The organism is Sphingobium sp. ba1 (assembly GCF_000743655.1).
Taxonomy (GTDB): domain Bacteria; phylum Pseudomonadota; class Alphaproteobacteria; order Sphingomonadales; family Sphingomonadaceae; genus Sphingobium.
The window spans coordinates 7,274-19,699 of record NZ_JPPQ01000083.1 but is presented as its reverse complement, the minus strand read 5'-3'; the positions used below and the strand labels follow the sequence as shown (position 1 = coordinate 19,699).

16 protein-coding genes are annotated in these 12,426 nt (G+C 63.1%); 5 read left to right on the top strand and 11 right to left on the bottom strand.

All coding sequences use genetic code 11. From position 1 onward, the window contains the following. Positions 1 to 354 precede the first annotated feature (354 nt). Together IL54_RS25100 and msrA are read left to right on the top strand one after the other, a co-directional pair. The gene (locus tag IL54_RS25100) at positions 355 to 507 is read left to right on the top strand and encodes a hypothetical protein (RefSeq protein WP_193378909.1); all 153 of its coding nucleotides are present in this window, start codon (positions 355 to 357) and stop codon (positions 505 to 507) included. Continuing rightward, positions 494 to 1,165 (top strand): peptide-methionine (S)-S-oxide reductase MsrA, encoded by a 672-nt coding sequence (msrA, locus tag IL54_RS19410; RefSeq protein ID WP_037479693.1) that lies wholly within the window; start codon positions 494 to 496, stop codon positions 1,163 to 1,165. The genes IL54_RS25100 and msrA overlap by 14 nt, the downstream gene beginning before the upstream one ends. 33 nt (positions 1,166 to 1,198) lie before the next feature. Here the strand turns inward: msrA and IL54_RS19405 are convergent, their stop codons facing one another. The 3 genes from IL54_RS19405 to thrS all read right to left on the bottom strand — a co-directional run bounded on the left by IL54_RS19405 (position 1,199) and on the right by thrS (position 6,181). Next, positions 1,199 to 3,274 carry a TonB-dependent receptor domain-containing protein gene (locus IL54_RS19405; RefSeq protein WP_202807691.1) on the bottom strand — a complete coding sequence of 692 codons (2,076 nt, stop codon included), beginning with the start codon at positions 3,272 to 3,274 and terminating at the stop codon, positions 1,199 to 1,201. Between the two features lie 256 nt (positions 3,275 to 3,530). Beyond that, complete coding sequence (gene infC, locus IL54_RS19400) at positions 3,531 to 4,064, bottom strand: translation initiation factor IF-3 (RefSeq protein WP_037479690.1); 534 nt, start codon at positions 4,062 to 4,064, stop codon at positions 3,531 to 3,533. A 128-nt stretch (positions 4,065 to 4,192) separates the two neighbouring features. Beyond that, entirely contained in the window at positions 4,193 to 6,181 is a 1,989-nt protein-coding gene (gene thrS / locus IL54_RS19395) for a threonine--tRNA ligase (RefSeq protein ID WP_037479689.1), read from the bottom strand. Between the two features lie 190 nt (positions 6,182 to 6,371). Here thrS and IL54_RS19390 point away from each other — a divergent pair, with 190 nt between their 5' ends. From IL54_RS19390 to IL54_RS19380, 3 genes are read left to right on the top strand one after another with little or no spacing between them, the layout of a single operon-like run. Next, complete coding sequence (locus tag IL54_RS19390; protein WP_037479688.1) at positions 6,372 to 6,791, top strand: hypothetical protein; 420 nt, start codon at positions 6,372 to 6,374, stop codon at positions 6,789 to 6,791. Further along, positions 6,788 to 6,997, top strand: coding sequence for a helix-turn-helix transcriptional regulator (locus tag IL54_RS19385; RefSeq protein WP_037479687.1), 210 nt, complete (start codon positions 6,788 to 6,790; stop codon positions 6,995 to 6,997). The genes IL54_RS19390 and IL54_RS19385 overlap by 4 nt, the downstream gene beginning before the upstream one ends. 2 nt (positions 6,998 to 6,999) lie before the next feature. Then, complete coding sequence (locus tag IL54_RS19380; RefSeq protein ID WP_156106324.1) at positions 7,000 to 7,173, top strand: hypothetical protein; 174 nt, start codon at positions 7,000 to 7,002, stop codon at positions 7,171 to 7,173. A gap of 1 nt (position 7,174) precedes the next feature. Here the strand turns inward: IL54_RS19380 and IL54_RS19375 are convergent, their stop codons facing one another. The 8 genes from IL54_RS19375 to ubiB form a co-directional block, all read right to left on the bottom strand. Beyond that, positions 7,175 to 7,540 carry a DsrE family protein gene (locus IL54_RS19375; protein ID WP_037479685.1) on the bottom strand — a complete coding sequence of 122 codons (366 nt, stop codon included), beginning with the start codon at positions 7,538 to 7,540 and terminating at the stop codon, positions 7,175 to 7,177. Next, positions 7,528 to 8,295 (bottom strand): HesA/MoeB/ThiF family protein, encoded by a 768-nt coding sequence (locus IL54_RS19370; protein WP_037480496.1) that lies wholly within the window; start codon positions 8,293 to 8,295, stop codon positions 7,528 to 7,530. Before IL54_RS19370 ends, IL54_RS19375 begins: the two co-directional genes overlap by 13 nt. Next, a complete protein-coding gene (locus IL54_RS19365; RefSeq protein WP_037479683.1) occupies positions 8,292 to 8,771 on the bottom strand; it encodes a hypothetical protein in 480 nt (159 codons plus the stop codon). Before IL54_RS19365 ends, IL54_RS19370 begins: the two co-directional genes overlap by 4 nt. A gap of 4 nt (positions 8,772 to 8,775) precedes the next feature. Next, positions 8,776 to 9,231 carry a dUTP diphosphatase gene (gene dut / locus IL54_RS19360; protein WP_037479681.1) on the bottom strand — a complete coding sequence of 152 codons (456 nt, stop codon included), beginning with the start codon at positions 9,229 to 9,231 and terminating at the stop codon, positions 8,776 to 8,778. Beyond that, entirely contained in the window at positions 9,206 to 10,456 is a 1,251-nt protein-coding gene (coaBC, locus tag IL54_RS19355; protein WP_037479679.1) for a bifunctional phosphopantothenoylcysteine decarboxylase/phosphopantothenate--cysteine ligase CoaBC, read from the bottom strand. Before coaBC ends, dut begins: the two co-directional genes overlap by 26 nt. Next, positions 10,453 to 10,800, bottom strand: a complete 348-nt coding sequence (locus IL54_RS19350; RefSeq protein WP_037479677.1) for a HepT-like ribonuclease domain-containing protein — start codon at positions 10,798 to 10,800, stop codon at positions 10,453 to 10,455. Before IL54_RS19350 ends, coaBC begins: the two co-directional genes overlap by 4 nt. 2 nt (positions 10,801 to 10,802) lie before the next feature. Further along, a complete protein-coding gene (locus IL54_RS19345; RefSeq protein ID WP_037479675.1) occupies positions 10,803 to 11,099 on the bottom strand; it encodes a nucleotidyltransferase family protein in 297 nt (98 codons plus the stop codon). Beyond that, the coding region (gene ubiB, locus IL54_RS19340; protein WP_037480493.1) for a 2-polyprenylphenol 6-hydroxylase at positions 11,096 to 12,426 on the bottom strand (1,331 nt) is incomplete at its 5' end. The genes ubiB and IL54_RS19345, both read right to left, overlap by 4 nt.

The following is a 12,426-nucleotide window of genomic DNA, read 5'->3' as shown; positions in this document are numbered from 1 at the left end:
CATTCCCGCGCAGGCGGGAATCTATCTCCCACCTTATCGCCTTGATTTAAGGTTCGGAGATGGATCCCCGCCTGCGCGGGGATGACGTTAAAATGAGCGCAGCGAGAATTTCGCGCAACGATGCTCAAAACAGAAACGGTCCTTTTCGACCCGTGCCGTCTTGTAGATGGCGCGACGGGCGCTATATCCCGGTTTCAGAAAGAAACTGATTAAGGTTATAATCGCTCGTCGTTCTATCCCTTGCTTTGGTCGAAGGCCGTTAACGGGCTGCCGGCTCATTCAGCAAAGGGCAAGACAAGCAGATGTAACCAAACGGCACACCCAGCCGAAAGCAGAATAAGAAAGGCGCAGGCCATGTTGGCATTTTTGAAATCCGAATTGTTCCTGCGCTTTGCGGGCGGTTTTGCGATTGGTCTTGTTGGCATGGTCCTGTTGCAGCCCGACGAGCAGCCGATCCTGAGCACGTCTGCGATCGCGGCGACTGGCAGTTCCAGTGCGGCGCTCTAACCGCCTGATCTTGACCCTGTTGGCGGGCTTCGCGCTCGCCAGTCCTTTGCACGCCGAGCGCACGGTGCTTGCGCCGGTCGCTACGATCGACGCCGCGCCCACGCGCGCGCTGGAGACGGCCGTGTTTGCGGGCGGCTGCTATTGGGGTGTCGAGGGCGTCTTTTCCCATGTGAAGGGCGTGCAACTCGTCAAATCGGGCTTTACGGGCGGGCCGAATAACCGCCGCGTGGACTATGAGATGGTCAGCGGCGGCAATACCGGCTTTGCCGAAGCCGTGCGTGTCACCTATGATCCCAAGCAGGTCAGCTATGGCACGCTGCTGCGTGTCTTCTTATCCGTAATCGCCGATCCCACCACGCTGAACCAGCAGGGGCCGGATCGCGGCACGCAGTATCGCAGCGCGCTCTATCCGTTGAATGCCGAGCAGGGGAAGGCGGCGAATGCCTATCTCGCCCAGCTCAGCAAGGCAGGTCTATGGCGCGATCCGATCGTGACCAAGGTGGAGCGGTTCACCGGCTTTCAGGACGCCGATAGCTATCACCAGGATTTCATGCGCAAGAACCCGCGCCACCCCTATATCCAGCGCTGGGACGCGCCCAAGCTGGCGGCGTTCAAGACGATGTTTCCGGCCCTGTATCGGGACAAACCGTCCGCCTGAATGGGCGACGCAGTTCGTCCCGACTATCCAGGCTTAGAAGTCCACCGTTGCCGACAGCCATAGCCGACGACCTTCCTGATTGATCGCATAGGCCGACGTGAACACGTCAGCGCCGTCACTGTCATAGGACAGATATTCGGCATAGTCGGTGTCCAAGATGTTGTTGACGGTGGCCGCCAGGCGGAAGGCGGGCGTGATCTGATACGAGCCGCCGATATGAAACAGCTCATAGCCCCGGAAGTCGCCAACGCCCGCCCGGTCATCAGCGTCGTTGCGGAAACGGCTCGACCGGATTTCGGCGCGCGCCCAGACACTGGCCTTGTCGCCCAGCTTCCAGCGTAGATTGCCGTTCAGCATATGTTTGGGCATGCCGACCAGGGGTTGTCCTTCATTCGGCCCGCTCAACTGCTCGCTGTCGGTATAGGTGTAATTGAGCACCAGCGAGACGGCGGGCGAGAAAGTGAACCGGGTCGCGACCTCTGCACCGCGTGTCCGGGCCTTGTCGATATTGATCGACTGACTGAACTGCTCGATCGTCGGGAAATTGCCGACATCGACGCAACCTGGCCGATTGGGGGATGCGGCGAACTGGCAGTTGGGTACGAAGACGCCGGAGGTGATCCGGTCATTAAAGTCATTGTTGAACAGGGTGACGTTGCCGCTGAAAAAGCCATGGCTATCATAATAGAGGCCAGCTTCGTAGCTGGTGCTGGTTTCGGGACTCAGGCCTGGCGTACCGAGCAAAGGTAGCGTGCCCTGCCTGCCGAAGCCGATGATCCCCTCGGCAATCTGTTCGACGCGCGGCGTTTTGAAGCCGCGGCTGACGCCGCCCTTGAGCGTCACATTGTCGTTGATGTTCCACACCGCATAGGCGCGCGGCGACCATTTGCTGCCAAAGGTCGAGTGATCGTCATAGCGCGCGCCGCCGGTCAGGTTGAAGCCGTCGACGATCGTCCAGGTGGCTTCGGCGAAGCCCGCCCATTGGGTGAAGGTGAAGGGTTCGGGCGCGACGCCCTCGACCATGCGGGCCTTCCAATATTGGCCGCCGACCGTGAAGGCGAGCGCGCCGACCTTACCCGCGAAGCGCGAGTCGATGATATCGTTGCGCGCTTCAAGCGTGCGGGCGCTGCCCGGCGTCGCGCCAGGCGTGCCGTTGGGGATGAGGCGGCCGATGGTTTCCGTGTCGTTGCGGGTCAGCGTCGTGTCGAGCTGGCCGAAACCCATACGCCAGCTATGGGCGAGGACATAATTGCTGCGGTTGAACTGCTGTTCCGGGGCATAGCCGCCTGATCCCAGCGTCCCCAGCCGCCCTTCGCTATTGTCATAGCTCTGCTCGTTGCGATCATATTCGATCCACAGGTCATGGTCGGCATGGGGGGTGAAGGTCAGGCGACCGCCATAGGTGTAGATGTCCGACCGCACCGGATTGCGGCCGAGCGTCAGCGCCGGATCGCCGGGAATGGGAATGTCCGATCCCTCGCGGTGGAACACGCTGCCGCGCAGGGTCAGGCCGACGAGATTGTCGATCACCGGACCCTGGGCAAAGCCGTTGATCGACTGGATATTGCCGAAGCGATCATCGCCCTGGATGGTGCTTTCGGCGGTGGCAGTGCCGACCCAGCGGTCCCCGACCTTGCGCGTGATGATGTTGACGACGCCGCCCATCGCGTCCGACCCGTAGAGGGTGGACATCGGCCCACGCACGACCTCGATCTGTTCGATGGCGGAGAAGGGCGGCAGGAAGCTGGTGGAGGTTTCGCCGAACCCATTGGGGGTGACGCCGCCCGGCGCATTCTGGCGGCGGCCGTCGATCAGCACCAGCGTATAGTCGCTGGGCATGCCGCGAATCGAGATGTTGAGGCCGCCGGTCTTGCCCGCTTCACCGCCGACATCGACACCCTGCACATCCTGCAGGGCTTCGGCCAGACTGCCGAACCGCTTTTCCTGCAACTCCTCGCGGCCCAGCACGGTGATGCTGGCGGGGGCCTCAACGATGTCCTGGGCGTAACCGGCGGCGGTGACGACGATCGCGTTCGACTGGTCTTCCGCCTCTTCGGGGGCCTGGGCCATGGCCGTCCAAGGCGACAATCCGGCGACCAGCGCCAGCATGCTGACGCGCAGCCGGTTGGATCGTGACGACAGCAAGGAACCCCGATTCATCAATATTCACCCCAGTTAATATTGCGAGTAAGTCGCAGTATATGGCGTGCCGATGAAGGGTGGGGGCGCTATCGTCAAGTGGGGGAGGTGCGCCAGACGGGCGCGGCAATACTTTGTTACAAAAGGCGCATTGGCCACGCGCAACCAAAAAGGGCGGCACCTTGCGGCACCGCCCTCTGTATCTTTCAAGCCCTGACGGACGCGCTTATTTCGGCGCGAGGACCATCAGCATCTGGCGGCCTTCCATGCGGGGATAGGCTTCGACCTTGGCGGTTTCGGCGACATTTTCCGCGACCCGCTGGAGCAGGGCCATGCCGAGCTGCTGGTGGCTGAGTTCGCGACCACGGAAGCGCAGGGTGATTTTCACCTTGTCGCCATCCTCGATGAAACCATGGACCTTCTTCATCTTCGTATCATAGTCATGATCGTCGATGTTCGGACGCATCTTGATCTCTTTGAGTTCCTGCGTCTTCTGGGTTTTGCGGGCGATATTCGCCTTTTTCTGGGCTTCGTATTTGAACTTGCCGATGTCCAGAAATTTGCAGACCGGCGGGTCCGCGGTCGGAGAGACTTCGACCAGGTCGAGGCCGACATCGGCCGCCTGTTCGATCGCTTCCTGCGTAAACATCACACCCAGATTCTCGCCTTCCCCGTCAATCACGCGGACTTTGGGGACCGTGATGAATTCATTGTAGCGAGGGCCGGATTTCGGCGGCGGCGCCAGTGGGCGGCGCATCATTGGGGGACGTATAGCAGTATCTCCTATGGTCGTTGCAAAAACGAGTGACTCTTAGCGGCTTTTTGGCAAAGCCGAAAGGGGTCCGTGGTCCGCGCAAGCGGAATCACGAACCCTGTGGCATTGCTGCCTCAATACATATCGGGCGAACGGACCTCATTTGCAAGGCGCGAAATCACCTCGTCGAGCGAAAGGAAGGTCTGGCCGTCGCTGCCCAGCACGCGCAGCGCGACCTTGCCTTCCTCCGCCTCGCGGCGTCCCACGACCAGCAGATTGGGGACTTTGGCGAGGCTATGTTCGCGCACCTTGTAATTGATCTTCTCGTTGCGGATGTCGGCTTCGGCGCGGATACCCGCCGCCCGTAGCTTTGCCAGCACCTCGGCCGCATAGTCGTCGGCGTCCGAGACGATGGTCGCGACCACCGCCTGCACCGGTGCAAGCCAGAGCGGGAAGCGACCGGCATAATGTTCGATCAGGATGCCGATGAAGCGTTCATAGCTGCCGAAGATCGCGCGATGGAGCATGACGGGCCGGTGCCGTGCGCCATCTTCGCCCACATAGCTGGCATCGAGTCGTTCGGGCAGCACGCGGTCCGACTGGATCGTGCCGACCTGCCATGTGCGGCCGATCGCGTCGGTCAGATGCCATTCCAGCTTGGGCGCGTAGAAAGCGCCTTCGCCGGGCAGTTCTTCCCAGCCATATTCCGGCGTGTTGAGACCCGCGGCGGCTACCGCGTCGCGCAGCTCATTCTCGGCCTTGTCCCACATTTCTTCGCTGCCGAACCGCTTTTCGGGGCGCAGCGCCAGCTTGATCGAGTAAGTGAAGCCGAAATCCTTGTAGATGCGATCGGCCAGCGCGCAGAAGGCGCGGACTTCCTCGACGATCTGGTCCTCGCGGCAGAAGATGTGCGCGTCGTCCTGCGTGAACTGGCGCACCCGCATCAGGCCGTGGAGCGCGCCATGCGGTTCATTGCGATGGCAGCAGCCATTTTCATAGAGGCGCATCGGCAGGTCGCGATAGCTTTTGATCCCCTGGCGGAAGATCAGCACATGCGCCGGGCAGTTCATGGGCTTCAAGGCCATCCAGTCGGCATCGTCCGACACTAGCGGGCCTTCATCCTCGACATTGGGCACTTCATCGGGAATCACGAACATATTTTCGCGATATTTGCCCCAATGGCCCGAAATCTCCCACTGGCGCGCGTCCATCACCTGCGGCGTCTTGACCTCGCGATAGCCCCCATCGTCGATGGCGCGGCGCATATAGGCTTCGAGCTGACGCCAGATGAGATAGCCCTTGGGGTGCCAGAAGACGCTGCCATGCGCTTCCTGCTGCAGGTGGAACAGGTCCATCTCCGCGCCCAGCTTGCGATGGTCGCGCTTGGCCGCTTCTTCTAGGCGCGTGAGATGCTCGGCCAACTGCTTCTTGTTGAGCCAGCCAGTGCCGGTGATGCGGCTGAGCATCGCATTTTTCTGATCGCCGCGCCAATAGGCACCGGACACGCGCGTCAGCTTGAACGCATCCGGGTTGAGCCGCCCGGTGGACGCGAGATGCGGACCCCGGCACATGTCGTACCAGCCATCCCCCGAATGATAGACCGTCAGCGGTTCGTCGCCGGGCAGTTCGGCCGCCCATTCCGCCTTGAACGTCTCGCCTGCAGCCTGCCATTGCGCGATCAGCGTCTCGCGGTCGATCTCCTTGCGGATCAACGGCTTGTCGGCGGCGATGATGCGGCGCATCTCCGCCTCGATCGCGGGCAGATCGTCGTCGGTGAAGGGGCCACGATCCGCGCTGGGTGCGAAGTCATAATAGAAGCCGTCGTCGGTCGACGGGCCAAAGGTGATCTGGGTGCCGGGAAACAGGTGCTGGACCGCTTCGGCCAGCACATGGGCAAAGTCATGCCGCGCCAGTTCCAGCGCATCGGCCTCATCCTTGGCCGTCACCAGCGCGAGCGCTGCGTCCTGCTCCAGCGGGCGCATGATGTCGCGCAATTCGCCATCGACCCGCGCCGCGATCGCCGCCTTGGCGAGGCCCGGCCCGATCGCTGCCGCAATATCCGCCGGGGTAGTGCCGGGCGCGACTTCACGCACGGAACCGTCGGGCAGAGTGATTTTGAGCATGGCGGACACGGGATTTCCTTGAAATACGGGCAAGTCGCGGCCCCAAAAGCCGCGCCTTCCCCATAAATGGGCGGTTCGGCCTGTCAAGGGAAGGGGGTGGGGAATGCGCGTGCAGCGGTGTCAATGTAACTTGACATATGCGGCGCGAGAAATGTAAAGGGTGCTTGTCATCATATGTAGGAGGGCTGACATGACCAACGCATCCCGAAACCCCGCCTATCGGCGCTATACCGGCCGTATGATTCCGCTCAGCCTTGCCTATGTCGGTGCCGTGGGGCTGGCATCCTGGCTGATCCCTGACGGCGCGGCGGCGAATGTCGCGACCGTGGCGATCGCGCTGGTGCCCGGCCTTGCCGCCCTGGGCTGGATCTGGGCGATGGCGCGTTTCCTCGCGGAACTGGACGATGAATATCTGCGCATGTTGGAAATACGCAAATTCCTGATCGCTACCGGCTTTGCCCTGGCGATTACCAGCGTCTGGGGGCTACTCGAACTCTTTACCAATGTGCCTGCGCTGCCGATCTTTTTCGTCTGGCCATTATGGTGCGTGGGACTGGCTGTAGGTCAGTTGGTCAATTGGCGGCAAACCGGCGCGGCGGGCTGTGCGTGAAGAATCGGCTCAAGCAGCTGCGTGCCGAGCGGGCGTGGAGCCAGGGCGATTTGGCAGCGCAGCTTGGCATATCGCGCCAGAGCGTCAATGCGATAGAAACGGGCAAATATGATCCGTCGCTGCCGCTCGCCTTTCGGATTGCCGACTTGTTCGGCGCGCGGATAGAGGATATTTTCCTGCGGGATGTGCAGCAGCAGGAGGCATGAATATGCGAGGCTATGGACTGGCGGCGGCGCTGTTCTGCCTGTGCGCCTTGGCCGGTGCGGCGCATTTCTGGTTGCTGCCTCTGCCCGACGGGATGTCCGCTGCCGATCCTGTCGTGAAGGCGAGCGTTCGCACGAGCCGCGTCGAGCGTTGGCGTTACCTTCCGGTGCTTCGTTAGATCAGGCCAGCAACAGCCGCGCGTTGTCGTCGGTCGCTTGCAGGAAGCCGACGGGGCCGCCGACATCGATGCCGCTCGGTAGGGCCTCCGCCGTCATTCCGCACAGCGCCAGCCCGCTCTGGCAGGCGCTGATCGCGACGCCCAGCGCCTGGGCTTCGGCCAGCACGGCGGCGAGATCGGGCAATCCCGCTGCCCGGTGGGCGTCATCCTGAGGCGCGACGATGGGTGCGCGCAGCAGGCTCACGGCGTCGAGTTGCAGGAACAAGGCCGCCGCGCCGCCCAGCGCGGCATGGGCACTCGCCACGATCAAAGCGCCGCGCAACCGCTCGGCATCGGCCGTCGCGACGATGATCCTCAGGGGACGCATAGATGCGCGGCGCAGGCGGGGCAGGCCGGGTCTTTGGGTACGTCGAGCGTGCGGAAACGCATGGAGAGCAGGTCGGCGATCAACAAGCGTCCGGCCATGTCCGCGCCGAACGGCACCAGCGCGCGGATTACCTCCAGCGCGGCGAGGCTGCCCATCGCGCCGGTCAGGGCGCCGATGACGCCGGTTTCTGCGCAGTTACGCTCCGGCGCATCCTGTGCTTCGCCGACCAGGCAGCGGTAGCAGGGCTTGTCCGTTTCCCATCCGCGATAGGTGGCGATCTGCCCCTCGAACGGCCCGACCGCCGCAGACACCAGCGGAATACGCAAGCGGTGCGCGGCGTCGGCCACCGCCAACCGGGTGGTGAAACTGTCGCTGCCGTCCAGCACGACATCGGCATCGCGCAGCATCAGCGCGGCATTATCGGCATCGATCCGGGCGTTGATCGGGATCAGCTTAATGTCGGGGTTCAGCCGGGCGACCGCCACCATCGCCGCTTCCGCCTTGGGCGCGCCGACATCGGCTGTGTCGAACAGGATTTGCCGTTGCAGGTTAGACAAAGCGACATCGTCATCGTCGATCACCCGGATCGTGCCGACGCCTGCCGCCGCCAGATAGAGGATCGCCGGGCTGCCGATACCGCCAGCGCCGATCAGCGCGACATCGGCCGACAACAGCCGCGCCTGGCCCGCCCCGCCGATTTCCTTGAGGACGATATGCCGGGCATAGCGATCGAGCTGATCGTCGGTCAGCGTCACGGCGCGTCGGACCACAGGAAGCGCACCTGCGAGCGCATCCAGCGAGGCCCGGTCGGCCGATTGTCATCGCCGGTCTGGCGCGATGTGCCGATCGTGCGGCCGTCCACCGTGACAGGTTTCACTACAACCTGATCGTTTCGGAACGAATTGCCGAGGCTGGTGAGGATGCGGCGGCTGATGAACTTTTCCACATCCGGGCAATTGCTGTTGACCGGCGCGATCTTCATCGGTTTTCCGTTCTCCGACAGCAGGAACAGAACATCGATTTCGAGCAGGCGCGATCCTTCATAGGGCACGGCACCGCTGCAGTCTCCGCGACGATAGAGCTTGGCCACTTCCTCCGACCAGCGGGGCGATATCTTGCGCCCCAGCCAGCCGTCGATCACCGGCACGCTCGCCAGATCAGTCGGCATGGGCGGCGCGTCCGCGCCCGCCACCGGGGTTGCGGCCAGCATCAGCGAAAGCAGCATCGTCATTCTGTCACACTCCTGTCGAACCGAAGCCGCCCTGTCCGCGTTCGGTATCGTCCAGCCTATCGACTTCGACGAAGCTGGCAAGCTGAACGGGCGCGACCACCAACTGGGCGATGCGGTCGCCGCGCCGGATCGGGAAGGGCACGTCGCCTAAGTTGATGAGGATGATCTTCAACTCGCCGCGATAGTCTGCGTCGATCGTGCCGGGCGTGTTGGGCAGGCTGATGCCGTGTTTGAGCGCCAGGCCCGACCGGGGGCGAACCTGCACCTCATAGCCTTGCGGAATCGCCATGGCGAAGCCGGTGGCGACGGCGTGCCGCCCCCCCGGCTGCAGGATCAGCTCTTCTGCCGACACCACATCCATACCCGCGGCATGAGCAGTGGCATAGGCGGGGACGGGCAGTCCCTCGCCATGGGGCAGGCGTTTGAGCTGGATATCAATCGGCGTGAGGGGAGAGGGCATCAGCAACCTTTTCGATGAGTTTTTGCGCGACCTGATCCTTGGGCATGACGGGCCAGGCGTCGATGCCGGACGCGGTGACGATCTGCACCGCATTGGCGTCGCCGCCCATCACGTCGCCCGATACGTCATTGGCGACGATCCAATCCGCGCCCTTGCGCGCCAGCTTGGCTTGCGCATGTTCGGCGATCTTCTGCGTCTCGGCGGCGAAGCCGATGAGCAGGGTGGGGCGCTGGGCATGGTGGCCGAGCGTCGCGAGGATATCGGGGTTCTCGACGAGCGCGAGCGGCACGGGCTGGCCGGTGCCATCCTTTTTGAGCTTCTGGTCGGCGGCATCGGCGGTGCGCCAGTCGGCGACGGCCGCAACCATGATCGCGGCGTCGGCGGGGAGGGCGCTCTCGACCGCTACCAGCATTTCGCGGGCGGTCTCTACATCGATGCGCGTGACGCCCTGGGGCGTGGGCAGATGCACTGGCCCCGCCACCAGCGTAACCCGCGCGCCCGCTTGCGCAGCGGCTGCGGCGATGGCGAAGCCCTGTTTGCCCGACGATCGATTGGCGATGTAGCGGACGGGGTCGATCGGCTCATGGGTGGGGCCGGCGGTGATGAGGATATGCCTGCCGCGCAAGCTCGAACCGAACAGAGGCGGAGAGAAATCCGGCTGTCCGTCGAGCGGATCACCGCTCTTTGGCATCGCCAACAGCCGCTCGATCTCCGCGACGATGGCTTCAGGTTCGGGCAGCCGTCCGGTGCCAAATTCGCCGCACGCCATCGCGCCATCGTCTGGCGTCATGATGTGGACGCCGTCGGCGTGGAGCCGCTCCAGATTGCGCTGGGTCGCGCGATGATGCCACATCCGCACATTCATGGCGGGCACGGCTAGCACTGGCTTGTCGGTCGCGAGCAGCAGCGTGGTGGCGAGGTCGTCGGCAATACCGTTCGCCATCTTGGCGAGGATGTTGGCCGTCGCGGGCGCGACCACGACCAGATCGGCCTGACGGCTCAATTGGATATGGCCGATTTCCTGTTCGTCCTTCAGGTTGAACAGGTCGGTAAAGACCGGGTTTTCGGTCAGTACCCCTAACGACAGCGGCGTGACGAACTCCTGCGCGGATTGGGTGAGGACCGCCCGCACCGTCATCCCGCGCTTGCGCAGCAGGCGCACGAGTTCGAGCGACTTGTACGCCGCAATGCCGCCGGAGATGATGAGGAGGATGCGGGGGGTCATTCGCCGAGATTATCCAATTCCGCGCGGCACAGCGCGCGTAGTTCATCCAGTTTGGTCGTTGCCGTGTCCCAGATGCGCCAAGGAATGATCGCAGGATAGTCGTGACTGATGACATTGCGCATCTGATATATGGCGGCCCATGGAACCGTCGGGTGTCGCGCTTTGATATCCTCCGATAATTTATGGGCTGCCTCGCCGATGTGCAGCAGACGGAAGGATGTCAGATCGATCTCGTCCTGATCGCGCAAGAATGGTTCTTCCGTCAATATCGTCAATCGGCGACGGATATGGTCGATCAATTCGATGATCAGCTCCAGCCGATCAATGTCTCGATTGAGCGTCACTGTCAGAAAATAGCGACCATGTCCGATTCCGCCGCTGCGCGGATTCGGGGTCTCATAGCCGCACGTTCGACCAGATCGACCGGATTCTGCATGAAATCTGCCAGTTGCAACTGCACGCCGATAAACTCCAGCAGGCCCATGCGACTATTGCTGTCGATCTCACACATCAGATCAACGTCCGAATCCGCACGCGCTTCACCACGCGCTACCGATCCAAACAGGGCAAGCGAGGTGATTCCCGCTGCACGCAGTTCCGCCTCATGCGGTTTGATCCGGGCAATGGCTTCTTCGCGGGTCATAGCGATGAAGATAATAGCAATGTCGCCCCAACGCCAGCCGCCGCGGCCATGATCGCCACCACCGCATAGCGCCAGCCGCCGCCCACGCGGATCAGCTTCACTTCGGTCAGCGGGGGCGGGGGCGGTGCGCCGCCTTTCTCCGGGAAAGCATCTTCGATCCGGCGGACGAGGCCCGGCAGTCGCTGCAAGGTGCGCCAATTTTCGATCAGCGTATCGGCGGCCTTGGCCTCCGGCCCCAGTTCGTCGCGCAGCCAGCCCTTCACATAGGGGCCGCTGGTTTCCCACAGGTTGATGTCGGGGTCGAGCGAGGTTGCCACGCCCTCCACCATCACCATCGTCTTTTGCAGCAACAGCAAGTGCGGCTGCGTCTGCATGTCGAAGTCGCGGGTGATGGCGAACAGGCCGTCCAGCATCCCGCCGACCGACAATTCGCGCACCGGCTTGCCGCGCATCGGTTCGCCCACGGCGCGCAGGGCGGTCGCGAATTCGGCCATATCATGGTGCGCGGGCACATATTGCGCCTCGAAATGGATTTCTGCGACGCGCTTGTAATTGCCGGTGATCAGGCCGTAGAGAATTTCCGCCAGCCACATGCGCGCGCGCCGGTCGATCCGCCCCATGATGCCGAAGTCGATCGCGACGATGTCGCCATTGGCCGTCACGAACAAATTGCCCTGATGCATGTCGGCGTGGAAGAATCCCTCCGCAATCGCCTGCCGCAGGAAGGCGTTGACCAGCCGCGCGGCGATGGCGGGCAGGTCATGCCCCGCCGCGATCAGCGCCTCGCGGTCGGAAATCTTGATCCCGTCGATCCATTCCATCGTCATGACCTTGCCGGTCGTGCGATCCCAATCGATCGTGGGAATGCGATAGCCGGGCTCGGCGACCATCGTTTCGGCGAGTTCCGACGCGGAGGCGGCTTCGCGCCGCAGGTCGAGTTCGCGCGCTGTCCAGCGCTTCATATTGGCGATGACGAGGCGCGGGCGCAGCCGGGCGATTTCGCCGCCCAGTTGCTCGATATGGGCGGCTGCCCATTCATAGGTCATGATGTCGCGGTTGAATTGCTCCGCGACGCCGGGGCGGATGACCTTGACCGCGACATCGCGGCCATCGGTGGTCAGCGCGCGATGCACCTGCGCGATGGACGCTGCACCCACCGGCGCTTCATCGAAGCGCGCATAGATGGCCTCCAGCGGTCGGCCGAAGCTCGTTTCAATCTGCTTGCGGATCGTATCGAAGGGGACGGGCGGGAGCGCGTCCTGCAGGCGCAGCAGGTCAAGCGTCGCTTCCTCCCCGACCAGATCGGGGCGGGTCGCGAGCGTCTGCC